Source organism: Streptomyces sp. NPDC051963, from assembly GCF_044593495.1.
Taxonomy (GTDB): Bacteria; Actinomycetota; Actinomycetes; order Streptomycetales; family Streptomycetaceae; genus Streptomyces.
Genome location: NZ_JBIUCC010000010.1, coordinates 288,156 through 309,753, shown reverse-complemented (window position 1 = coordinate 309,753; position 21,598 = coordinate 288,156). Strand labels below are relative to the sequence as shown.

Annotated in this window: 21 protein-coding genes; 9 read left to right on the top strand and 12 right to left on the bottom strand. The window is 70.9% G+C overall.

Annotated features, from left to right (window positions below):
• Positions 1–236: 236 nt before the first annotated feature.
• Positions 237–629: an ankyrin repeat domain-containing protein gene (locus ACIHFB_RS38360; RefSeq protein ID WP_365282622.1), complete on the bottom strand. Its 393-nt coding sequence runs from the start codon at positions 627–629 to the stop codon at positions 237–239.
• Positions 630–884: 255 nt separating this feature from the next.
• On the opposite strand from ACIHFB_RS38360, the gene ACIHFB_RS38355 reads away from it, so the two are divergent.
• Together ACIHFB_RS38355 and ACIHFB_RS38350 are read left to right on the top strand one after the other, a co-directional pair.
• A complete protein-coding gene (locus ACIHFB_RS38355) occupies positions 885–1,079 on the top strand; it encodes a hypothetical protein (RefSeq protein WP_016434155.1) in 195 nt (64 codons plus the stop codon).
• Between the two features lie 43 nt (positions 1,080–1,122).
• Complete coding sequence (locus tag ACIHFB_RS38350; protein WP_400129317.1) at positions 1,123–2,745, top strand: hypothetical protein; 1,623 nt, start codon at positions 1,123–1,125, stop codon at positions 2,743–2,745.
• On the opposite strand, the gene ACIHFB_RS38345 is transcribed toward ACIHFB_RS38350, so the two are convergent.
• The gene (locus ACIHFB_RS38345) at positions 2,746–4,245 is read right to left on the bottom strand and encodes a PLP-dependent aminotransferase family protein (protein WP_400129316.1); all 1,500 of its coding nucleotides are present in this window, start codon (positions 4,243–4,245) and stop codon (positions 2,746–2,748) included.
• Positions 4,246–4,346: 101 nt separating this feature from the next.
• Between ACIHFB_RS38345 and ACIHFB_RS38340 the strand changes: the two genes are divergently transcribed.
• The 4 genes from ACIHFB_RS38340 (at position 4,347) to ACIHFB_RS38325 (ending at position 7,800) form a co-directional block, all read left to right on the top strand.
• A complete protein-coding gene (locus tag ACIHFB_RS38340; RefSeq protein WP_400129315.1) occupies positions 4,347–5,000 on the top strand; it encodes a YitT family protein in 654 nt (217 codons plus the stop codon).
• Complete coding sequence (locus ACIHFB_RS38335; protein ID WP_400129314.1) at positions 4,997–5,764, top strand: glycerophosphodiester phosphodiesterase; 768 nt, start codon at positions 4,997–4,999, stop codon at positions 5,762–5,764. Before ACIHFB_RS38340 ends, ACIHFB_RS38335 begins: the two co-directional genes overlap by 4 nt.
• Before the next feature lie 44 nt (positions 5,765–5,808).
• Positions 5,809–7,158, top strand: a complete 1,350-nt coding sequence (locus tag ACIHFB_RS38330; protein ID WP_365282617.1) for an MFS transporter — start codon at positions 5,809–5,811, stop codon at positions 7,156–7,158.
• Between the two features lie 267 nt (positions 7,159–7,425).
• Positions 7,426–7,800 (top strand): RNA polymerase-binding protein RbpA, encoded by a 375-nt coding sequence (locus ACIHFB_RS38325; protein ID WP_003977404.1) that lies wholly within the window; start codon positions 7,426–7,428, stop codon positions 7,798–7,800.
• 101 nt (positions 7,801–7,901) lie between these two features.
• On the opposite strand, the gene fxsA is transcribed toward ACIHFB_RS38325, so the two are convergent.
• The 4 genes from fxsA to ACIHFB_RS38305 form a co-directional block, all read right to left on the bottom strand.
• The gene (gene fxsA, locus ACIHFB_RS38320) at positions 7,902–8,477 is read right to left on the bottom strand and encodes an FxsA family membrane protein (RefSeq protein ID WP_400129313.1); all 576 of its coding nucleotides are present in this window, start codon (positions 8,475–8,477) and stop codon (positions 7,902–7,904) included.
• 81 nt (positions 8,478–8,558) lie between these two features.
• Complete coding sequence (locus ACIHFB_RS38315; RefSeq protein WP_365282615.1) at positions 8,559–9,374, bottom strand: polyprenol monophosphomannose synthase; 816 nt, start codon at positions 9,372–9,374, stop codon at positions 8,559–8,561.
• Between the two features lie 553 nt (positions 9,375–9,927).
• A complete protein-coding gene (locus ACIHFB_RS38310; RefSeq protein WP_365282614.1) occupies positions 9,928–11,535 on the bottom strand; it encodes an amidohydrolase in 1,608 nt (535 codons plus the stop codon).
• 56 nt (positions 11,536–11,591) lie between these two features.
• Positions 11,592–12,032 (bottom strand): Lrp/AsnC family transcriptional regulator, encoded by a 441-nt coding sequence (locus ACIHFB_RS38305; protein ID WP_301978267.1) that lies wholly within the window; start codon positions 12,030–12,032, stop codon positions 11,592–11,594.
• 266 nt (positions 12,033–12,298) lie between these two features.
• On the opposite strand from ACIHFB_RS38305, the gene ACIHFB_RS38300 reads away from it, so the two are divergent.
• Positions 12,299–12,736 (top strand): hypothetical protein, encoded by a 438-nt coding sequence (locus tag ACIHFB_RS38300; RefSeq protein ID WP_365282613.1) that lies wholly within the window; start codon positions 12,299–12,301, stop codon positions 12,734–12,736.
• Between the two features lie 10 nt (positions 12,737–12,746).
• On the opposite strand, the gene ACIHFB_RS38295 is transcribed toward ACIHFB_RS38300, so the two are convergent.
• From ACIHFB_RS38295 to ACIHFB_RS38285, 3 genes are all read right to left on the bottom strand, one after another.
• Positions 12,747–13,841 (bottom strand): phosphotransferase family protein, encoded by a 1,095-nt coding sequence (locus ACIHFB_RS38295; protein ID WP_365282612.1) that lies wholly within the window; start codon positions 13,839–13,841, stop codon positions 12,747–12,749.
• A gap of 66 nt (positions 13,842–13,907) precedes the next feature.
• On the bottom strand, positions 13,908–15,005 hold the full coding sequence (locus ACIHFB_RS38290; protein ID WP_365282611.1) for a hypothetical protein: 1,098 nt from the start codon (positions 15,003–15,005) through the stop codon (positions 13,908–13,910).
• 351 nt (positions 15,006–15,356) lie between these two features.
• Entirely contained in the window at positions 15,357–16,529 is a 1,173-nt protein-coding gene (locus ACIHFB_RS38285; RefSeq protein WP_400129312.1) for an acyl-CoA dehydrogenase family protein, read from the bottom strand.
• Between the two features lie 233 nt (positions 16,530–16,762).
• Between ACIHFB_RS38285 and ACIHFB_RS38280 the strand changes: the two genes are divergently transcribed.
• Positions 16,763–18,001: a glycoside hydrolase family 18 protein gene (locus tag ACIHFB_RS38280; protein WP_365282610.1), complete on the top strand. Its 1,239-nt coding sequence runs from the start codon at positions 16,763–16,765 to the stop codon at positions 17,999–18,001.
• A 55-nt stretch (positions 18,002–18,056) separates the two neighbouring features.
• Here ACIHFB_RS38280 and ACIHFB_RS38275 read toward each other — a convergent pair whose 3' ends face one another.
• The 3 genes from ACIHFB_RS38275 to ACIHFB_RS38265 form a co-directional block, all read right to left on the bottom strand.
• The gene (locus ACIHFB_RS38275) at positions 18,057–18,716 is read right to left on the bottom strand and encodes a TetR/AcrR family transcriptional regulator (protein ID WP_365282609.1); all 660 of its coding nucleotides are present in this window, start codon (positions 18,714–18,716) and stop codon (positions 18,057–18,059) included.
• A 65-nt stretch (positions 18,717–18,781) separates the two neighbouring features.
• The gene (locus ACIHFB_RS38270) at positions 18,782–18,922 is read right to left on the bottom strand and encodes an SCO1431 family membrane protein (protein ID WP_400129311.1); all 141 of its coding nucleotides are present in this window, start codon (positions 18,920–18,922) and stop codon (positions 18,782–18,784) included.
• 66 nt (positions 18,923–18,988) lie between these two features.
• Complete coding sequence (locus ACIHFB_RS38265) at positions 18,989–20,353, bottom strand: peptidase C39 family protein (protein ID WP_400129310.1); 1,365 nt, start codon at positions 20,351–20,353, stop codon at positions 18,989–18,991.
• A 165-nt stretch (positions 20,354–20,518) separates the two neighbouring features.
• Here ACIHFB_RS38265 and ACIHFB_RS38260 point away from each other — a divergent pair, with 165 nt between their 5' ends.
• Positions 20,519–21,121: a uridine kinase gene (locus ACIHFB_RS38260; RefSeq protein ID WP_400129309.1), complete on the top strand. Its 603-nt coding sequence runs from the start codon at positions 20,519–20,521 to the stop codon at positions 21,119–21,121.
• Positions 21,122–21,598: the final 477 nt, after the last annotated feature.

Genomic DNA, 21,598 nt, shown 5'->3' with positions numbered 1-21,598 from the left:
CTGCTTGCTGTAAGCCATCTTCCTCTGCCTCTCGTTGGTGGCCCGTTGCGGACCGCTCACGGCCCGCGCGGTGCGGCAACATCTGCCCAGCCATCGCGTCCGTGAATCACGACGTCATGATGACTCGGCAGTTCTGCCTGCCGCGACCGAAATATCCGGCGGCCTGGTACCGCCTCCCCCGTTGTCCGTTTCCTGCCTGCTTCGAATACCTGTTTTTCCTGGTCAGGACGTCCGGATCAAAGTGCGCCGAACAGTTCCAGCAGTTCTGCCCTGCCGAACATGCGGGCGGTGTCGATGGCCGACGGAGTACCCGCGGCCGGGTCGGCGCCACCCTCCAGGAGGGCTCTGATCACTTCTTCCTCGCCCTTGAAGACGGCCCCCGCGAGGGGGCTCTGCCCTCGGTCGTTGATCCGGTCGGCCTCGGCGCCCCGGGCGAGCAGCGCCCGCACCGCGTCCGCGTGCCCGTGGTACGCGGCGAGCATCACCAGGGAGTCACCGCGGTCGTTGGTGAGGTTGGCCGGAACGCCCGCGTCGACATAGGCCACGAGCGCCTCGGTCCGTCCCTGCCGAGCAAGATCGAAGATCTTGGTCGCCAGCTCCACGACCTCGGGGTCGGGGGCTTCAGTCATCGACCGGACCGCCTCTCACTAGTACGAGTGAATCGCCAGAGTACTGGCTTCCCGGGCACATGACCGGATGCGCCCGCGGCAAAGATCATTGCAGGACCGCATCCTCCGACCGACCCGCCCGTACCGCCCACGAGCGCTACGCCACCGGAGCGAAATCCACCGAAATTCACCCAGTTGCACCTTTTATAGTATGGATACATCCTGTGAGCCTGGAAGTACTCATGGTGACTGTCCCCACGAACCAGGAGAACTCACATGATCCTGTCCATCTCAGGCGTGGTCCTGCTCGGCATCATCGTCTTCCTCTTCTTCCGCAAGGACGGGCTCAAGGCGTCGCATGCCCTGGTCTCGGCCCTGTTCGGCTTCTATCTGGCGAGTACGGCCATCGCCCCGAGCATCAAGGCCGGCGGCGAGAGCCTGGCGAGCCTCCTCGGCGGAATCAAGTTCTGACGCCGCCCTTCCGCCCGTACGCACGCACTTTCAGGAGACAGCAGTGGCCCGCCGCCCCCTCCCCCGCATTCTGAGCAACGGCAGCGCGCAGCTCGCCCGGAGCCGGGTGCTGGCCCGGACGGCGGCCGACAGCGCCACCGACGTCCTCCACCCGCTGATCACGATCACCCGTGGTCTGCGCCGGCTGGCCGCGGCCGGACGGCGCAAGTGGGCCGACACCCCCAAGGACAGGCGCGGACCGCTGCTGTTCCTGGTGGCCTCGGTGGTCCTGGTCGTGGCGCTCGCTCCGTACGGCCCGCTGCTGGCCGTCATCACCGTGATGGCGGCGGCAGCCTGGCAGGGCCGGGACCGTGCCCCGACGGCCCCGGACGGCCCGGACGAGGCACAGACGAAGCGCCTCCAGGCGTTGTACGAGGCGCTGGTGCCCTACTTCTCGACCGCCGAGGACCCCGCGCCCCTGTATGCGCACGGCGGCGAGTGGGAGAAGGCCTTCCCCACCTACGGGTTCGACGACACCGGCCGCGTCACGCACCTGGTCGTCCGCTACCCGGCGTACTTCACGGACGGCGAGGCCGAGTCCCGGGCCCGCATCGAGCACCTGCTCACCGCCAAGTCCGGTCGCGGCCGCGAATACCACTTCGCCTGGGACGAGGAGGGCAACCTCCTCACGGTCACGGTCCTCGCACCGCTGCCGACCGACATCACCGCCCAGCGTTTCGTCACGTCCCCCGGCGAGACGGTGCTCGGTTTCACCGACCCCATCGGGGTCCAGCGCACGCTCCCCCTCACCTTCGGTGAGGAACAGCGCGACGCACCGCCGGTCGTCTGGCGCACGGGCGTCCGCTCGACCGAGCCGCACCTGCTGGTCATGGGCCAGCCGGGCAGCGGCACCTCGACCCTGCTGCGCTCGATCGCCCTCCAGGCCCTCCAGTACGGCGACGTGCTGATCGTCGAGGGCGGCGGCACCGGCGAGTACGCCTGCCTCACCGGCAGGGACGGCGTCCTGGCCGTCGAGTGCGCGCTGGCCGGGGCACTGGCCAGCCTGGAGTGGGCCGCGGCCGAGACGGAGCGCCGCCTGATCGCGGTCAACCGCGCCCGCCAGGCGGGCCACCCGCCGCCGGAGGACACCAAGCGCCCCCTGTGGATCCTCCTGGACCGCCCGAGCGCCTTCAGCCACGTCGCCGCCGCCGACGGCCGCAAGGACCCGCAGTCCCTGCTCCAGGTCCCCCTGCGGCACGGCCGTTCGGCCAATGTGACGGTGGTCGTGGCCGACCAGTTCGACAGCGTGGACACCCTGAGCGATCCGGTACGACAGCACACGCGCGCGCGGGTCGTCCTGGGCCCGGCCTCGGCCGACCAGCTGAAGACGGTCCTCGGCACACCCCCGCACACCACGCCCGTCGCCCACGTCCCACCCGGCCGCGGCTACGCCCGCCTCGGCACGGGCCCGGTCCACCGCCTCCAGGTCCCGGCGACCCCGGACCCCTACGAGGACGCCGCGACGGACGCCCACCGCGAGGCGGTCCTGGCCCTGCTCCCGCCGAAGACGACACCGGCGGACGCGGAACCGCAGCCGGAACCGCAGCCCGAGCCGCATTCGGAAGCGCAGTCGGCCCCGCAGCCCGAGCCGGTACCGGCAGAGGCGGCCGCGGTGGAGCCCGCGTAGCTACGCGACGAACGTACGAGGCCCCTCCGTCCCCCCGGACATCCCGCTCTCCACCAACCGGGCCGCAGCGGCAAGCCGCGCCGCGGCCTCCTCCGCCACCGCGCCCCCCACCGTGAACGGCAGCCGCACATACCCCTCGAAGGCCCCGTCGACCCCGAAGCGAGGCCCGGACGGCACCCGCACGCCCACCCGCTCCCCCGCCTCCGCAAGCCGCGACCCGGACAGCCCGCCGGTCCGCACCCACAGCGTCAGGCCGCCCTGCGGCACCTCGAACTCCCACTCCGGCAGCTGTCTGCGCACCGCGGCCACCAGCGCCTCCCGGTTGTCCCTGGCCTGACCGCGCCGCACCTGAACGGCCTGCTCCCAACCCCCGGTGCTGAACAACCAGTTCACGGCCAGCTGCTCCAGCACCGGCGTGCCCAGATCTGCGTACGCCCGCGCGGCGACCAGGCTCCGGATCACGTCAGGGGCGGCCCGCACCCATCCGATCCGCATCCCGGCCCAGAAAGCCTTGCTCGCGGACCCCACGGTGATGACGGTCGACCCGGCCGGGTCGAAGGCACACACGGGCCGCGGCATCTCCACATCGTCGTCCAGCCACAGCTCGCTCATCGTCTCGTCGGCGACCAGCACGGTCCCCGCCGAGCGCGCCGCGTCCACCAGTTGCCGCCGCTGGTCCTCGCCGGCCAGCGCGCCGGTGGGGTTATGGAAGTCGGCGACGACGTACGCGATCCGCGGTGCCGCGTCCCGCAACACCTGCCGCCACCGGTCGACGTCCCACCCGGTGAGCCCCTCGGCCATCGCGACGGGCACCAGCCGGGCACCGGCCTCCCGCATCAGTTGCAGGATGTTGGCGTACGACGGCGACTCCACCGCGATCCGCTCACCCCGCCCTCCGAAGAGATGACAGATGGCGTCGATCGCCCCCATCGCCCCCGTCGTCACCATGACCTGCTCGGGCATGGTCGGAATCCCGCGCACGGTGTACCGCTCGGCGATCATCGCGCGCAGCGCGGGCAGCCCGGCCGGATAGTCGCCGTGCGTGTGCGCGTACGGCGGCAGCTCCTCCAGGGCCCCCTGCACCGCACGCGTCAGCCACGGCTCGGGCGCGGGCAGCGCCGCACAGCCGAGGTCGATCATGGATCCGAGCGCCTCCGGCGGCAGGGGTTCCAGGCCGCGCGCCGGCAGCGGGTTGCCGGCCGGCACCGCGGTCCAACTGCCCGCCCCGCGCCGGGACTCCAGGAATCCCTCGGTGCGCAGCGCCTCGTAGGCCGCGGCGACGGTCGTACGACTGACGGAGAGGGAGAGGGCCAGCTCGCGTTCGGCGGGCAGCCGGGCGGCCACCGGGACGCGGCCTTCGAGCACGAGCAGCCGGATGCCGTCGGCGAGCGCGCGGTAGGCGGGCGGGCGGCGCGTGCCCGGTCCCGCCGGGCGGTCCTGCTGGGAGCCGAGCAGCCGGGCGAGCTGAGCCGGCCCCACCGCAGAGGTCCACTGCGCCATGGAAATCAGTCCACCTTCCCCGAATTGGCCATGGTTGTTGTTTCTTTCCAAGCCACAGGGTGTCATGCATCAGGCCACAACCACCACCAGGGGGGAACGTCTTGTCCGCGAAGGGCCAATTGACCCGCCGACTGATCCAGCTGTACGCCGGTCTCGCGCTCTACGGAGCGAGTTCGGCCCTGCTCGTCGAGGCGGGTCTGGGCCTTGAGCCCTGGAACGTGCTGCACCAGGGCCTGGCCGAGCTGACGGGCCTGACGATCGGCGTGGTGTCGATCGTGGCCGGCGCGGCGGTCCTGCTCCTGTGGATCCCCCTGCGCCAGCGCCCCGGCCTCGGCACCGTCTCGAACGTCTTCGTCGTCGGCCTCGCCATGGACGGCACCCTCGCCGCGCTCCCCGACGCCCACTCCCCGGCCGTACGCGTCCCCCTCCTCCTGGCCGGCATCCTGCTCAACGGCGCCGCCACCGGCCTCTACATCGCCGCCCGCTTCGGTCCTGGCCCCCGGGACGGACTGATGACCGGGCTGCACCGGCGCACCGGACGTTCGATCCGGCTGATGCGGACGGCCATCGAGGTGGCCGTGGTCGTGACGGGTTTCGTCCTGGGCGGCACGGTCGGTGTCGGCACACTCCTGTACGCGGTGTCGATCGGCCCGATGGCTCAGTTCTTCCTGCGGGTGTTCGCCGTCCCGTCGGCACCGGACCGCAGCACGGTGGTTGCCGAAGGGCAACCCCGTGGGGCGATACTTCGACCGTGAGCACCCGGATACGCCACCCCTACCTCGACCACCCCGGCCCGATCGCCTTCGCCCACCGAGGCGGAGACGCGGACGGCCTGGAGAACACCGCGCTCCAGTTCCGGCGCGCGGTGGAGGCGGGCTACCGGTATCTGGAGACCGACGTCCATGCCACGTCGGACGGGAAGCTCGTCGCCTTCCACGACTCGACCCTGGACCGGGTGACCGACGGCGCGGGCCGGATCGCCGACCTGCCGTGGAAGGACGTGGTGCACGCGCGCGTGGCGGGCCAGGAGCCGGTGCCCCTCTTCGAGGACCTGCTCGAGGAGTTCCCCGACGTCCGCTGGAACGTCGACATGAAGGCCGAGCCCGCGCTGCACCCGCTCCTCGATCTGATCGAGCGCACGAACACCTGGGACCGGATCTGCGTCGGCTCCTTCTCCGAGGCGCGCGTGGTGCGCGCCCAACGGCTGGCCGGGCCGCGCCTGGCGACCTCGTACGGCACCCGTGGCGTCCTCAACCTGCGGCTGCGCTCCTGGGGCGTCCCGGCGGCGCTGCGCCGCTCGGCGGTCGCCGCGCAGGTGCCCGAGGCCCAGTCCGGCATTCAGGTGGTGGACCACCGCTTCATCCGCACCGCGCACGCGCGCGGGCTCCAGGTGCATGTGTGGACGATCAACGAAGCCGATGACATGCACCGGCTCCTCGAGCTGGGCGTCGATGGCATCATGACCGATCACATCGACACACTGCGCAAGGTCATGGAGGACCGGGGCGTCTGGGTCTGAGCCCCAGGAGACCCCTTGCCTTCACGGGGAAGCGAGGGGCACGGGTGGGCACCGACACCGTGCAGACGGAGGTGGCCGACGAGGCCGCCGAGCGGCGGCGCGAGCAGCGCGGCTGGTACTTCTACGACTGGGCGTGCTCCGTCTACTCGACGAGCGTGCTCACCGTGTTCCTCGGCCCCTATCTGACCTCGGTCGCCAAGGAGGCCGCGGACGGGGACGGATTCGTGCACCCCCTGGGGATCCCGGTCCGCGCGGGGGCCTTCTTCGCGTACTCGGTGTCCCTGTCGGTGATCGTGGCCGTGCTGGTGATGCCTTTGGTGGGTGCGGCCGCCGACCGCACCGGCCGCAAGAAGCCGCTCCTCGCGGCCGCCGCCTACGTGGGCTCCGCGGCGACCACGGCGATGTTCTTCCTCGACGGGAACCGATACCTGCTCGGCGGTCTCCTGCTGGTGGTCGCGAACGCCGCGCAGTCCGTGGCGATGATGCTCTACAACTCCTATCTGCCGCAGATCGCCCCGCCCGAGGAACGCGACGCGGTCTCCTCCCGGGGCTGGGCGTTCGGCTACGCGGCGGGCGCGCTGGTCCTCGTGCTGAATCTGGTGCTCTACCTCGCCCACGACACCTTCGGTGTCTCGGAGGGCACCGCCGTCCGCATCTGTCTGGCCTCGGCCGGTCTGTGGTGGGGCGCCTTCACGCTCGTACCGCTACGACGGCTGCGCGACCGCCGGTCCACCACGGCGAAGGAGGCGACCGCCCCCGGATTCCGGCAGCTGGCGGCGACCGTCCGCGACATGCGCGGCCATCGGCTGACGCTGGCGTTCCTGTTGGCGTACCTCGTCTACAACGACGGCATCCAGACGGTGATCTCCCAGGCCTCCGTCTACGGCTCCGAGGAGCTGGGGCTCGGACAGTCCACGCTGATCGGGGCGATTCTCATGGTCCAGGTGCTGGCGGTGGCGGGCGCCCTCGCATTCGGCCGGCTCGCCCGGGTGTACGGCGCCAAGCGCACGATCCTCGGCTCACTGATCGCCTGGACGGTGACGCTGGCCGCCGGTTACTTCCTGCCCGCGGGTGCACCCGTCTGGTTCTTCGTGCTCGCCGCCGGGATCGGCCTCGTCCTCGGCGGCAGCCAGGCGCTGTCCCGCTCCCTGTTCTCGCATCTGGTCCCGCCCGGCAAAGAGGCCGAGTACTTCTCGGCGTACGAACTGAGCGACCGGGGCATGAGCTGGCTGGGCCCACTTCTGTTCGGTCTCACCTACCAGCTGACCGGAAGTTATCGGGACGCGATCATCTCTCTGGTGGCCTTCTTCATCCTGGGGTTTGTGCTGCTCGCACGGGTTCCGGTACGGCGGGGGATCGCCGAAGCGGGCAACCCCGTTCCGGACAGGATTTAGCACTCGAGGCGAAAGGGCGGTAGTGTACGCGTTTGGCCTGCCAGGCGTACCGTTACTGCGCGTCAAAGATGCCGAAACGCTGGGTGACATCTGCTAGCAGATGTGACAAACCGGGCGCTGGTGGGTACAACAAGGGGCGGCTACGACGGCGACGCATGACCCGGAACGGGACACGGAACGGGAATCTTTACCGCCGACCGGACGTTGACCGGATGACGACGACAGCGACACCTGTCCTGTGGGCGACAAGCCCGGGAGGCACGATTCATGAGTGAGCGAGCTCTTCGCGGCACGCGCCTCGTGGTGACCAGCTACGAGACGGACCGCGGTATCGACCTGGCCCCGCGCCAGGCCGTGGAGTACGCATGCGAGAAGGGGCACCGCTTCGAGATGCCCTTCTCGGTCGAGGCGGAGATTCCGCCGGAGTGGGAGTGCAAGGTCTGCGGGGCCCAGGCACTCCTCGTGGACGGCGACGGCCCTGAGGAAAAGAAGGCCAAGCCCGCGCGTACACACTGGGACATGTTGATGGAGCGACGCACCCGCGAGGAACTCGAAGAGGTCCTCGAGGAGCGTCTGGCAGTACTGCGCTCCGGTGCGATGAACATCGCGGTACATCCGCGCGACAGCCGCAAGTCCGCGTAATCCCTCAGGGGCTTGGGCGGAAAGCAACGCACGCACACAACCGCGGGCGCCGTACGTGAGGTAGACGTACGGCGCCCGCGGTTTCGTGGGTCCGGAGGGCCTCAGCCCGTGAGCGGCGGGCGCGGACCCTGCGGGGCGTCCCCCGGCTCGTCCCGGATGACCTCGCCCGGCACGACCCTGCCGTCGGGGCGGTGCATACGAGCCTGCTGGAAGGCGCCGCCCAGGGTGCCGGGTGCGGCCTGCCGGAGTGTGCGCTCGAAGGTGCGCTCCGCGTACCGGCTGATGGCCTTCTGGACCGGCGGGATCAGCAGGAGCAGGCCCACCGCGTCCGAGACCAGGCCCGGGATCATCAGCAGCAGCCCGCCGAGCATCATCAGGCCGTTCCCCTCGCTGTTGCCCGAGGGTGCGGCGGGCGGCACTCCGCCCTGCTGCTGTTGCAGCGTCTCACTGAGGTTCCGGAAGGCCCGCCGGCCCGCCCGCTTGATGACCACCGCGCCGAGCACGAACCCGGCGAGCAGCAACAGGAACACCGTGAACCCGCTGGAGGCGCCCGCGACCACGGTCAGCAGCCAGATCTCCAGCACCAGCCAGGCGGCGACGCCCAGCGGCAGGAAGGTGCGCAGCCGGGAGCGCCGCGGCCGTGCGGGGTGGGTGGGGGTCGGAGCGCCAGTCGTCATGCGTCCAGTGTGCCTGGGTCCGGCTCAGTACGGGATAAGAGGACGATCAACGGTGCCTGTGAGGTCGTACGGCCGCGAGGGCTACGACTGCGAGGACTTCGGCTGCGACGGCCCGCCCCGGCCGAAGACCTTGCCGACCCGCTCCCCCACACCCCATGTCGTGACCCGCCACAGCGCCTCCACGAGGATGTCCCGGCTCATCTTGGAGTCACCGTGCTCGCGCTCCACGAAGGTGATGGGGACCTCGACAACGTGGTACCCGGCCCTGATCGCGCGGCGGGCCAGGTCGACCTGGAAGCAGTAGCCCTGGGAGGCGACCTCGTCGAGGCCGAGGCCTTCCAGGGTCTCGCGGCGGAAGGCGCGGTACCCGCCGGTGACGTCCCGGATGGGTACGTCGAGCAGCACGCGCGAGTAGAGGCTGCCGCCGCGGGAGATGAACTCGCGGGACTTGGGCCAGTTCACCACCCTCCCGCCGGGCACCCAGCGGGAGCCGAGCACCAGGTCGGCGCCCTTGAGCGCGGTGAGCAGACGGGGCAGCTCCTCGGGCTGGTGGGAGCCGTCGGCGTCCATCTCGATCAGCACGCCGTAGCCGTGCTCCATGCCCCAGTGGAAGCCCGCGAGGTAGGCGGCGCCGAGGCCCTCCTTGCCCTTGCGGTGCAGGACGTGGACCTGGTCGTCGTCGATGGTCAGTTCGTCGGCGAGCTTGCCCGTGCCGTCGGGGCTGTTGTCGTCGGCGACGAGCACGTGCGCCTCGGGGACGGCCTTGCGCACCCGGTCGACGATCGCCTTGATGTTCTCCGCCTCGTTGTAGGTCGGGATGATCACCAAGGCCGGGCCGAGCGGTCCGAACTGCCTCCCCTGGCTCTGTGCCGCGAGGGTCCCGTCGCCGTCGTTCACTACTGCCCCTTCGTGTCCGTGCGCAGGGGTCCACCATAGTGGGCACGGCCTGCGTGGACGCGTCAGAAGGGTCGTACAGAGGTGTCGATTCCGCAAGGGCCGGGTAAGTATCCCGATTTCGCCGTCTGTGATCTCCGACGTCCATGGGTCTGCGGATGGGGGCCCGGCGCCCTTCGGGCCGACCTGGGACCCGCTGGCTGCGGGTCGACCGAAAGGCCGTTGTCTACTGAGCGCCCGGGCCCCACCCGGGTCACACCTCCCCGACCGGCCGGAACGTTCCCTCGCCGCGGCGCGGGCGCTGAGCCTGGCACCCAGTGGCGGTGCCCCGGTGCGGGACACCGTCCCTGACCCAGCGGCGTGGCGACGACTGCACGGAGGTTCTCCGGTCGAGCGTCCGGTGGTGGACTGGGCCGAACCTACCGGCCCCCTGCCATCGGCTGTCAACAGCCGTTTGACCTGCGCATTTACCCTCAAATCCCTGGTCAGTGCGGAGGATGCGCAGGTCGCGCGACAGTGCCTGTGCCGTTGATCTTCTGCGCGCCACCCCGGGAGATCACTCGCCCGGCCGTACGAACACAGTCCGTCCGCCCACCACGGTGCGCAGGCACACGGGAAGGTCGGCGCCGGGGCTCAGATCGGGCAGCCCGGGGGTGCCGGAACGCGGGTCGGTCGACCAGCGCGCGACCCGGTCGTCCGGGGTCTGCACCACCAGTGCGTCGGTGCGCCACACCGCGTAGTCCGCCGGCGCGCCCGGTACCAGCACACCCGCGTCGTCCCGCCCTACGGCCCGCCAGCCGCCCCGGGTGTGCGCGGTGAACGCGGCGCGCACGGAGACCCGGTGCTCGGGTGTCCGGTGGAAGGCGGCGGCCCGGACGGCGCCCCATGGGTCGAGGGGCGTGACCGGGCTGTCGGAGCCGAAGGCGAGCGGGACGCCGGCGCGCAGCAGGGCCGCGAAGGGGTTCAGCAGGCGCGCCCGCCCCGCACCGAGACGCTGGGCGTACATGCCCTCCTCGCCGCCCCACAGCGCGTCGAAGGCGGGCTGCACGGAGGCGGTCAGACCGAGCTCGGCGAAGGCGGCGACGGTGTCGGGGGTGAGCATCTCGGCGTGCTCGACGCGATGCCGGGCGGCGCGTACGCGGGCGAGGCCCACCTTCTCGGCGGCGGCGCGCACGCCGTCCACCACGGCGGTCACGGCGGCGTCCCCGATCGCGTGGAAGCCCGCCTGGAGGCCCGTCTCGGTACAGGCGGCGACATGGGCGGCGACCGCGGCGGCATCCAGGTAGGAGGTGCCGGTGTGGCCTGCGTCGGCGTACGGCTCCTGCAGACAGGCGGTGTGCGAGCCGAGGGAACCGTCGACGAACAGGTCGCCGGCCGCGCCGATCGCGCCCAGTCCGCGCGCCTTCTCGACGTCCTGTTCGGCCCAGTAGCCCACCACACGCGGGCCCGGCTCCTCGGCGGCGAGCCGGAGCAGGTCCGTGAAGTCGTCCTCGGAGGAAATCGCCGGGCCGGCGCACTCGTGGACCGAGCCGATACCGAGGGAGGCGGCGTGGGCGAGGGCGGCCCGCTGGGCCTGGCTGCGCTGTGCGGGCGTTACGGCTGCGAACGCCGCGGCGCGTACGGCGTGATGGGCGTCGCGGGTGAGGGGTTCGTCGGCCCGGGTGATGTCGCCGGAGACCATGTCGAGCAGGGCCGTGGTGACGACCGCCGAGTGGACGTCGATGCGGGAGAGGTACAGGGGTCGGCCGCCCGTGGCCGCGTCGAGTTCAGCGCGGGTCGGCGGGCGGCCGCCGGGCCAGCGGGCGGCGTCCCAGCCATGACCGAGGAGGACACGGTCGTTCGGGCGTACGGCCGCGAAGTCCCGTACGGCGGCGAGGGCCGCGTCGAGGGAGGGGGCGGTGGACAGGTCCAGGCCGGTGAGGGCGAGGCCGGTGGACGTGGTGTGGACGTGGGCGTCGGTGAACGCGGGGGTGACCAGGGCCCCGTCCAGGTCCACGACCTCGTCCACGCCCTCGGCGAAGGCGTCGGCGGCGCCTTCCGAGCCGACCCAGGCGACCTGGCCGCGTTCGACGACCATCGCTGTTGCGAACGGGTCGGCAGGGCTGTGGATCTCTCCGCGGCGGAGGAGGACGGTTCGGGGGGAGGCGGCGGTGCGTTCACTCATGAGGGACAGTCTCGCGCTTTGCGCGCACCGCCCGGTCGGCAGGGCACCGCCGGTGCTCAGATACGCGGTGGCCGTGCCTCGTACGGCGTGGACAGCACGACCGTCGTCCGCGTCGAGACGCCCGCCAGCGACCTCAGCCGGGCCAGCAGTTCCTCCAGCTCGTGCGGTGTGGACACGCGCACCTTGAGGATGTAGTTCTCGTCGCCCGCGACGCTGTGGCAGGCCTCGATCTCGGGCACGCCGGCCAGCCGCTCGGCGATGTCGTCGGGGGCGCTGGGGTCGAAGGGTTTGACCGAGATGAAGGCGGTCATGGGCAGCCCGACGGCCTCCGGGTCGACGACCGCGGCATACCCGCGGATGACCCCGCGCTGTTCCAGCCGGCGCACGCGCTGGTGCACGGCCGACGTGGACAGGCCCGTGGCCTTGCCCAGGTCGGTGTAACTCATCCGCCCGTCCTTGACGAGCAGCTGCACGATCTGTCGGTCCAGCTCCTCCATGGCGCAAGAACCTACAGGGCGCGTGATCTCTTCGGGTACCGGAGCAGCAGGTCATACCCGGTTCGTGATGTGGCCGAGAGAAGCCCGCGGGCCGGCTCGGGGACAAAAGTGCCGCGCCGGGCACCTGCGGGCGGCATGTGACGAACGCCACAGGCCCGCAGCGCTCTCCGTGATGTTCTCGTGATTACCGCCGAGACCGGGCGGGAAGTGCTTGCTGTGGTCGAGGCCGCAGTGCCTTCACGGCCCAGCCCGAGGGGGAGAATCCCATGCAGAGTGTTAAGCGCCCTGGTCGTACCGCGCCCAAGAGGCAGCAGCCGGTGGTGGAGCCCGAGCCGGAGGGCGTCGAACCCGACGCTCTCGAAGCCGAAGAGCTCGACGCCTACGACACGTTCGAGATGTACCGGGTGATCTGCCCGGACTGCGCGCAGCCCATCGCCCTGCTGGCGGACGAAGAGGTCCTGCCGGAGCACGCGCTGTGTGCGTCGCAGTGGAACCCGTTCGGCCTCACGGTCTGTGCCGGCACCGGCCGTCGGGCGTCCGAGGCCCGGCCCGCGGACGAGTCCGTGGAGCCCCAGGAGCAGGACACCGCCCTCCTGCTGACGCTTCCTCAGGGGCTGGACTGGCGGAAGCAGCCCTTCTCGCACGTCGGCGGACCGGGTTCGCGCCCCTTGCGGGTCCCCGTGATGCGGCGGCACGCCGCCTGAGCCGGCTCGCTCAATCCCAGTAGCTGCCCTGCACCATGGCTCGCAGGCTGCCGTGGTGCAGGATCAGTGTGTCCGGGTCCGCCGGGCGGGCGACTTCGCCGAAGTGGACCTGGCGGTAGGCGATGCGCAGCATGACGATGGCGTGCCGCAGAGCGGCGTACAGCGTGTAGAAGTCCATGTCGCGTGGGGTGTGACCGGTGAGGTCCGCGTAGCGCTCCTCGATCCGGTCGCGCCGCAGGAAGTCCGGCAGGCCCGGCTGTCCGAAGGCGACCGTCAGGTCCTGGAAGAAGCGGTGCAGGTACACGGTCCAGCCGAGGTCGACCTCGCGCGGGGCCAGGGCCGCCATCTCCCAGTCGAGGACGGCCGCGGGTTCGAAGCCGTCGTAGACGACGTTCCCGATGCGCGCGTCGCCCCAGTTGAGCACCGGCGTGCCCGTTTCGTGCGGCCAGAGTTCCTCGAGCCGCACGAAGGCGTCCTCGATGAGGGGTGAGCGGTCGAGTCCGTCGACCACCCAGGCGTAGTAGGCGCGTTGAGCCGTGACGTGGCGGCGCAGGGCGTCGCCGTCACCGGGTGGGGCGAGGAACTCGGCCTCCTCCGGCGGGACTTGGTCATGCAGGCGGGCCAACAACCCGATCGAAGCCGCCTCCAGGTGCTCGCGCTCGGTGTCGCTCGCCGCGTGCAGCCAGTTTCCCTCGTACGTGTAAGGCATGACGTCCGGCGGCACCCGCCCCGCCACGCGCTCCATGACGAAGAACGGCGCTCCGAGCGGGCCGGGGTCCTGCTCCAGCCACAGCACGCGGGGCACCGGGAGGTCGGTGTGCTCGGCGACCAGGCGCATGGTGCGGTACTGGCGGGTCATGTCGTACACCGGGAAGACGGTGTACGCCGCCGGGTCCGCCGCGAGCCGCAACGCGCAGGCGCTCAGGGGCGGTTCGGGGTGATCGAGGTCGAAGAGCAGGGTCTCGCTGGACATGCCGTTCGAGGTGGGGACGGTGACGCGGGCGGCCCGGGCGCCGGGCAACCGGGTGTCGAGCCAGGCCGTGAGGCGGCGGGCGACCTCTTCCGGGTCGCGGGTGGACGTGCGGGGACGGGGTGCCGTGACCATGTGCCCTCCAACTCCGTGACGACGCGACAACTGCCTTGCGGCGCACCGGGCGAGCCGACAACTCCCCTACGGCGCAACCGAGTCGAACCCGGTGAATCCGCTCGGGTCGTGCCGGCCGAACGAGCCGTGCTCGAAGATGCCGTGCCCCACCTGTCCGTCCAGCCGGAAGCGCGCGGCGTGATCGGTGACGCCGTAGGCGGCCAGGGCGTTCGGGGCCGAGAGGTCGTAGGTGCGGCGGTCGGTCCAGCCTCGGCCGCGCCAGGTGCCGTGCTGCCAGTCGTCGGCGGGCGGGTATCCGGCACCGATCGCGAGCGGGGAGGAGGTGAGGATCTCCACGTCCAGCTCCGTCGGCTTGCGCAGGTCGCCGAGGTGGATGAGGGCGCGTTCCGGGTGCCGGGTGCCGGAGCGGTAGGTGATCTCGGTCTGGGGCCAGCCGAGTTGACGGTCCCGGTGGCCGTCCCGGACGAGAGTGGCGTCGTTGAGTGAGCGGTATCCGTCGGCGTCCTCCTGGGTGATGACCATCAGAAAGCGGTCCTCGAAGCGGACCGGGCACCAGATCCAGTGGAAGCCCTCGGTCGAGTGCTCCTCCGCCGATCGCCCGCCGTCCTCACCGGGGATGGGGCGCACACCCCAGCTGCGGTCACGGGTGCCCGTCCACTGCGTGCCGGTGACACGGAACTCCTCGCCTGCGGCCCGGATGACGCCCTCGACACCGCCCGCCTGCACGAAACGGCGCCCTTCGAGGGTCAGCCGGTCGCCTCGGCGCTGGACGTGGTGCGGCTCCCAGAGGGCGGGAAACTCCGCGGTCCAGGTGAGGTCGTACGACACCGAGTCCTCGCACCTGAGACGCAGTCGCCGCAGGGGCTCCTCGACGTCGATCCGCAGCGGACCGACGGCGAGCCGCATCCGGTCGTCGCCGAGCGCGTCCGAGGCCCGTACGGCGTGCAGCGTGTCCCCCACCCTCAGCGTCGCGTACGCGTCGATGACGCCCACGTTCGGATACACCCCGAGCCCGAGGATCAGCAGCGCCCGGCCCTCGTGGTCGAAGACGTGGAAGATGCAGCGGTCGTAGGCGTTCCGGTCGCCGGTCGCCATGTGCTTCATGGACAGGGGGACCTGGTGCACCGGGTACTCGTCGAGCGGTACGGGACGATCGTCGGCCACGGCATACCTCCCTGGAGGCGGTCCGGCTGACGGTACGTCAGATCATCGGAGGAAACCATATTCCGAGCAGTACGTCCGCGAACTCACAGCCGATTACGCACCCCGGTGACCTGCGAACCGGCCAGGGCGTTGGCCCGGTATGACCCCCACCTATCCGGCGACGGGACGAGCCCGCCGGGTGTTCGTCCCGGCGCCCGCAAAATCGGTTCCGCCCGCGCCGCCGCAGCCCCAGGATCCCCCCATCTACCGCGATCTCATGCGCACTTGGGCCGATCGCGGCCGCACACTGCCGGGGCGCCACGACCCGGAGTGGGTGCGGCTCGCGGCGCCGCCGCGCGGACTTCAGTCAGCTCAGCGGGTCTCGGGACCCGCGAGATGACGGGCGATGACCATCCGCTGGATCTGGTTCGTGCCCTCGACGATCTGAAGCACCTTGGCCTCGCGCATATAGCGCTCGACCGGGAAGTCGGCCGTGTAGCCGTACCCGCCGAGGACCTGGACGGCGTCCGTGGTGACCTTCATCGCCGTGTCGGAGCAGTGCAGCTTGGCCATCGCCGCCTGCTTGGCGAACGGCCGGCCCGCGTCCCGCAGCCGTGCCGCCGCCAGATACAGCGCATGGCCCGCCTCGATCTGGGTCGCCATGTCGGCGAGCAGGAAGCGCAGTCCCTGGAAGTCGGAGATCGGCCGCCCGAACTGCCGCCGGCCGGTGGCGTACGCCAACGCCTCGTCGAGCGCCGCCTGGGCCAGACCGATCGCGCAGGCCGCGATGCCGAGCCGCCCGGAGTCGAGCGCGGCGAGGGCGATCGCGAATCCCTGCCCCTCGTCGCCGATGCGCCGCTCGTCCGGCACCCGCACCCCGTCGAAGTGCACCTGAGCCGTGGGCGAGCCCTTCATGCCCATCTTCTTCTCCGGCGCCGCGGCACTCAGCCCGTCCGCGTCGCCGGGCACCAGGAACGCGGTGATCCCGCGCGGGCCCTCCTCGCCGGTGCGGGCCATGACCGTGCAGAAGTCGGCGACTCCGCCGTGGGTGATCCAGGCCTTGGTGCCGGTGATCACCCAGCCGTCGCCCTCCCTGACGGCCCTCGTCCGCAGTGACGCGGCGTCCGAGCCGGACGACGGCTCGGACAGGCAGTACGCGCCGAGCAGCCCGCCACCGAGCATGTCGGGCAGGAACTCGACCTGCTGCTGCTTGCTGCCGTAGGTGGCGAGCGCATGGCAGGACAGGGAGTGGACGCTCACGCCGAGGCCGACGGTGAGCCGGGCCGCGGCGAGTTCTTCGAGGACTTGGAGATAGACCTCGTACGGCTGGTCACCGCCGCCGTAGGCGGAGTCGTACGCCAGGCCGAGCAGACCGGATCCCGAGAGCAGGGTGAGGATCTCGCGTGGGAAGCGTCCGGCGTCCTCCTCCTCGGCCGCCTTCGGGGCGATCTCGCGCTGCGCGATGTCGCGAACGAGCGCGAGCAGATCCCGCGCCTCGTCCGTGGGCAGTTGCCGGTCCACCGGCTGCGGGGCGCGGTCATTCATGGCGACGCTCCGGGTCACGGAAGCTGCTGACCAGCGGCTCTGCGCTGGGAGTATGCCCGATCGGGGCATCCCGTCACCGGTTAACGACCGCTTACTCCGGGTAAATCCAAGCGCCTCAAAATTGGTCCGAACCATTGACCTACTGGTCTAGTCCTCCTACTGTTTCGCATCAACGCTTGACCGCGTTCATGCCAATCGGCGCGCGTTCCCTCTCCCCCACGAGGAGACACCCGATGCACCATCCCGACCGTCCCCACAACCGGTTCCGGGCGCTCGTGTCCGCCGTCTGTTGCGCCGTCCTCGGTGCCGGGCTCCTGGCCGGCGCGAGCACCGCCACGGCCACCGCCGAGCCCACCGCGAAGGAAGCCGCCGGTTCGAAAGTGATCGGCTACTTCACGGAATGGGGCACCTACGACCGCAAGTACTACGTCAAGAACGTCGAGACCTCCGGCTCCGCCGCCAAGCTCACCCACATCAACTACGCCTTCGGCAACGTCACCGGCGGCAAGTGCGCGATGGGCGACAACTACGCGGCCACCGAACGGACCTACACCGCGGCCGAGTCGGTGGACGGCGTCGCCGACACCTGGGACCAGCCGCTGCGCGGCACCTTCAACGAGCTGCGCGAGCTGAAGAAGAAGCACCCGAACCTCAAGATCCTCTGGTCCTTCGGCGGTTGGACCTGGTCGGGCGGTTTCGGTGAGGCCGCCAAGGACCCGGCCGCGTTCGCCCAGTCCTGCTACGACCTGGTCGAGAACTCCAAGTGGGCGGACGTCTTCGACGGCATCGACATCGACTGGGAGTACCCGAACGCCTGTGGTCTGACCTGCGACACCTCAGGCGCCGCGGCGTTCAAGAACCTGATGCAGGCGCTGCGGGCGAAGTTCGGCACCGGCAACCTGGTCACCGCGGCGATCACGGCCGACGCCACCGCCGGCGGCAAGATCGACGCGGCGGACTACGCGGGCGCGGCCCAGTACGTCGACTGGTACAACCCGATGACGTACGACTTCTTCGGCGCCTGGGACGCGGCCGGCCCGACCGCGCCGCACTCGCCGCTGACCTCGTACACCGGCATCCCGAAGGCGGACTTCCACTCCTCGGCGACCATCGCGAAGCTCAAGGGCCTCGGTATCCCGGCCTCGAAGCTGCTGCTCGGCATCGGCTTCTACGGCCGCGGCTGGACCGGCGTGACCCAGTCGGAGCCCGGGGGCACCGCCACCGGCCCGGCGGCGGGCACGTACGAGCAGGGCATCGAGGACTACAAGGTGCTCAGGACCAGCTGCCCGGCGACCGGCACCGTGGGAGGCACGGCCTACGCCAAGTGCGGGAGCAACTGGTGGAGTTACGACACCCCCGCGACCATCGCGACCAAGATGACGTACAAGGACCAGCAGGGTCTGGGCGGCACGTTCTTCTGGGAGCTGAGCGGTGACACGGCCAACGGCGAGCTGATCAACGCGATCAACTAGCCCATTCCACGGGGGACTTGGGGCGGAGGACCACGAGACCTCCGCCCCTCGGCCGTCAGTCCTCGCGGCGGGCGGGCGCGGGGGCCGGGTAGGCCGGGTCCAGTTCCTCGATGGCGCGCATCGATCCGCCCAGCGACTTCACCAGCAGCTCGCGCATGATGTCGCGGGAGAGTTCGGGATGGTCGATCCAGTCCAGGGCGGCACCCTCGACGCTGCACACCCAGGCGAGCAGGCCCATCCGGGCCAGCGGGGCGATGTCGCTGCGGCCGTACGCGCCCTCGGCGATGGTCGAGACGATCGCCTCGCGCACCCCGTCCCGGATGGCGTGCACCTCGGTGTCGAAGCCGACACCGCCGCTGACGATGGTGCGGTAGGCGGCCTGGTTCTGCTCGGCGTAGCGCAGATAGCTGTCGATCGTGCGGTGGACCCGCTCCACCGGCGGCAGTTCGAGGCCGCTCGCGGCATAGGTGACCAGGTCGGCGACGGAGTCGTTGATGATCGCCAGGTAATAGCCGCGCTTGGACTGGAAGTAGTAGTAGATCAGTCCCTTGGCGACATGCGCCTGCCGGGCGATGTCGTCCATCGACAGCGCGTCATAGGACGTGTCGGCGAACAACCCCCGCCCGATGGCGATGAGTTCGGCGCGACGCGCCAGGGAGCGCTCGGTGCCACGCACCCGGGGACGGGCGGCGTCGCGCTGGTGACTGATATTCAATTCGACCCTGGTCTCCAACGGGCGGCGGGACAACCGCAGTATGGCAGGTCGAACAGGGGATCAACTCACATCAGTCCGAGTTGGGCCACGAGCATCGCGACGACCACGACGAGGGTCCAGCCCATGGCGTGCTCGAGGAGCTTCGGGCCGTCTTCCTTGGGGCCGCCCGTGCGGGCGCGCGTGGTGGTGGCTGCGTTCGCGGTCATGCTGTCCACCTTGCCACCATCGGAGGCTTTTGCGGCGGAGACCTTGGTCACAGCCGAACGCGCACCTCAGCGCACGCCGACCTCCGCGAGCGCCGTGAGCTGCCCCGGGCTCGGATGCGCCGGGAAGTACAGGTAGCAGACGCCGCCCGTGCCGGAGACGACCTCGCCGTCCGCGTTGTGGCGCTTGGTGCGGAGCCAGATGTTCTCCCACTCCCGGCGCTTGTAGACGTGACGCACCGCCTCGTTGCCCGGCGAAGCCGGGTCGTTGGCGATCACGTCGCCGTCCGCGGTGAACCCTACGACCGTCATGAGGTGCCCGGCGGTCCCGTACCCCGCCCCCGTCAGCTCGCCCGACAGGAAGGACTGGGACGTCAGGGCCGGGATGCCGGCCGCGATCAGCGTCTCCAGGTCGGCGAGCGAGCCGAGCCGGGTGACCACGCCCTGGAGACCCTGGAAGGTCGCCGCGTAGGCGGCGTTGAACGGCCAGTTCCCGCAGCCCTCGTACTGGTGGTCATAGGTGAAGCGGGCCGCGTGGCACACCTGCGGATCGGTGTACGAGGGGTCGACCCAGGCCAGCTGCTCGGGCGTGAGCCGGCCGCCCCAGTACTCGATGATCATCTGCGAGGAGGTGGGGCTGCACCAGGCCTCGCCGCCGTTGTCGTACTCGGGGTACTGGCCTCTGTGGATCTCCTGCGAGTAGGGCGGGACGATCAGCTCCCGGGCGAGGCCCGGCGTGGAGGCCGGGACGGTGAAGCGGTCGGGGACGTCGGAGCCCATCGCGCCCAGCCGCCACACCGTGGGGGTGCTCGTCGTGCCCGGCTTGCGGTAGAGGGTCAGGCGCAGCCGGTACGACGCGAGCCGCAGGCCCGTCGACGGGTCGTCGATCGCGCAGGTGTCCGTCCAGATGCTGCTCTTGCCGTCGCTCTGGTCGTCGACCGAGGTCCGCTTGATGTCCTGGTCGCCCGCCGCCCAGCGGCCCATCACGTACCAGGGGGTGTCCGTGGCGTCCGTGTAGGTGCCCTGAAGCTCGACCTGGAGCCAGGTGCCGTCCGGTGTGTGCGCGTTCCAGGACGCGATCGCCTCGGTCGCGGGGACGGAGAGCCGGTGGACGGGGGACGTCCAGGTCGCGTACTCCCAGGTGGCCGTCGTGCTGGTGTGCGGGTCGGTGTACTCGACGGTCCCCGCGGGGGCGTCGATCACGACGCCGGGACGGGCGCCCGCGACGGCCCGGGTGCCCTGTGCGGTGCCGCCGCCCCAGTCGGCGTAGGCGGTCCAGGCGCGGTTGTCGACGGTGGGGGCCAGGGTCTGCACGGGGTCCTCGGCGTCCGCCGCGGTGTCGGCCGCGGACACGGGGGCCGAGCCGCCCGCGACCGCCGCGACGACCGCGGCGGTCAGGACACTCCTGCGGGACGGCTGTTCGGCTCTGCTCATGGGCGGAAGACCCCCAGGTGTCCGAGTCGGGGCAGGTCCGGTGCACGGTGGTGCGTACAACTATGAACGGAGGCGACGTGCTCCTGCCAGCACATCCACCGATGCCACACCCACCAATATGGGTGCGCCCACTGGGACGACCTGCGGCGCACCCTCGCTCGTAGAATGTATGCACGCCCCGCCCCCGCCACCCTGGGAAGCACCATTCACGACCTCTCGCGCCGCCTCCGCCGCCTCTCCCCGTCCTGCGGCCCGGTCCGGCTGATCGGCATCGACGGGCACGCCGGCTCCGGAAAGTCCACGTTCGCCGGGCGGTTGGCCGACGCACTGGGCGGCGCACCCGTCCTCCGTCTCGACGACATCGCCAGCCATGAGCAGCTGTTCGACTGGACGGAACGGCTGCTGACCCAGGTGATCGAACCGCTCGACCGGGGCGAGACCGCGCGCTACGCCCCCTACGACTGGCGCGCCCGCCGCTTCGGACCGTTCCGTCTCCTGCCGCCCGCACCCGTGATCCTCATCGAGGGAGTCGGCGCCGGGCGCCAGGCGCTGCGGCCGCATCTGGCCCACCTGTTGTGGATGGAGGTGCCCCGCGAGGAGGCCTGGACGCGTGGGCGGACCCGGGACGGGGAGGAGCAGCGGGAGTTCTGGGCCGGGTGGGTCGAGGCGGAGCGGCGGCACTTCGCCGACGACCCTTCGCGCCCCTTTGCCGACCTCCTGGTACAGCAGTGCGAAAAGGGGTACGAGGTGCATTCGGGGCCCGCATGAAGGCCTGGTCCGGACCACGTGCTCACGCACGGTGACGAGCTATCGGCAATGTGCTGAACTTGTGAAGACCCGCGCCGCGGAACTTCCCGGACTCCCCCAACTCGGCTTGACCTGGGGGCCGTACAGGTCTTACGTTCTCAATGTGCGGCCATTTGGAGCCGCCCCACAGACGCGAAGCCCCCGGTTGTTCCCCCGTGATCGGGGGCTTCGTTCTGTCCTCTTCACCCATTTCGGGCGCTGCACGGCATGATTCGCTCACCCTCGGTCACCGAACCGAATGCGCCCCATCTGCTCCCACCTCGTCAAACGGCCTGTGCGGCACCCTGGGGCGGGCGACACCGGCGCAGGTACGATGCCCTCGGTGCGACCTTCGGACGGCTGCTCTGCGCACCGTTGCAACTCCGGTCCGCGGTACGGCGGTTCGGCCAAGGCTGCCGACGGGCACCGGGCCCGGCGGCGAACCGAACGGGGGCACGG

Bases quoted from the DNA above. Each gene is read 5' to 3' on its own strand.
- ACIHFB_RS38345 (WP_400129316.1), bottom strand. From the start codon at position 4,245: ATGGCGCAGTGGACCTCTGCGGTGGGGCCGGCTCAGCTCGCCCGGCTG.
- ACIHFB_RS38285 (WP_400129312.1), bottom strand. From the start codon at position 16,529: ATGAATGACCGCGCCCCGCAGCCGGTGGACCGGCAACTGCCCACGGAC.
- fxsA (WP_400129313.1), bottom strand. From the start codon at position 8,477: ATGACGACTGGCGCTCCGACCCCCACCCACCCCGCACGGCCGCGGCGC.
- ACIHFB_RS38325 (WP_003977404.1), top strand. From the start codon at position 7,426: ATGAGTGAGCGAGCTCTTCGCGGCACGCGCCTCGTGGTGACCAGCTAC.
- ACIHFB_RS38355 (WP_016434155.1), top strand. From the start codon at position 885: ATGATCCTGTCCATCTCAGGCGTGGTCCTGCTCGGCATCATCGTCTTC.
- ACIHFB_RS38305 (WP_301978267.1), bottom strand. From the start codon at position 12,032: ATGGAGGAGCTGGACCGACAGATCGTGCAGCTGCTCGTCAAGGACGGG.
- ACIHFB_RS38360 (WP_365282622.1), bottom strand. From the start codon at position 629: ATGACTGAAGCCCCCGACCCCGAGGTCGTGGAGCTGGCGACCAAGATC.
- ACIHFB_RS38310 (WP_365282614.1), bottom strand. From the start codon at position 11,535: ATGAGTGAACGCACCGCCGCCTCCCCCCGAACCGTCCTCCTCCGCCGC.
- ACIHFB_RS38300 (WP_365282613.1), top strand. From the start codon at position 12,299: ATGCAGAGTGTTAAGCGCCCTGGTCGTACCGCGCCCAAGAGGCAGCAG.
- ACIHFB_RS38295 (WP_365282612.1), bottom strand. From the start codon at position 13,841: ATGGTCACGGCACCCCGTCCCCGCACGTCCACCCGCGACCCGGAAGAG.
- ACIHFB_RS38260 (WP_400129309.1), top strand. From the start codon at position 20,519: ATGTATGCACGCCCCGCCCCCGCCACCCTGGGAAGCACCATTCACGAC.
- ACIHFB_RS38265 (WP_400129310.1), bottom strand. From the start codon at position 20,353: ATGAGCAGAGCCGAACAGCCGTCCCGCAGGAGTGTCCTGACCGCCGCG.
- ACIHFB_RS38280 (WP_365282610.1), top strand. From the start codon at position 16,763: ATGCACCATCCCGACCGTCCCCACAACCGGTTCCGGGCGCTCGTGTCC.
- ACIHFB_RS38270 (WP_400129311.1), bottom strand. From the start codon at position 18,922: ATGACCGCGAACGCAGCCACCACCACGCGCGCCCGCACGGGCGGCCCC.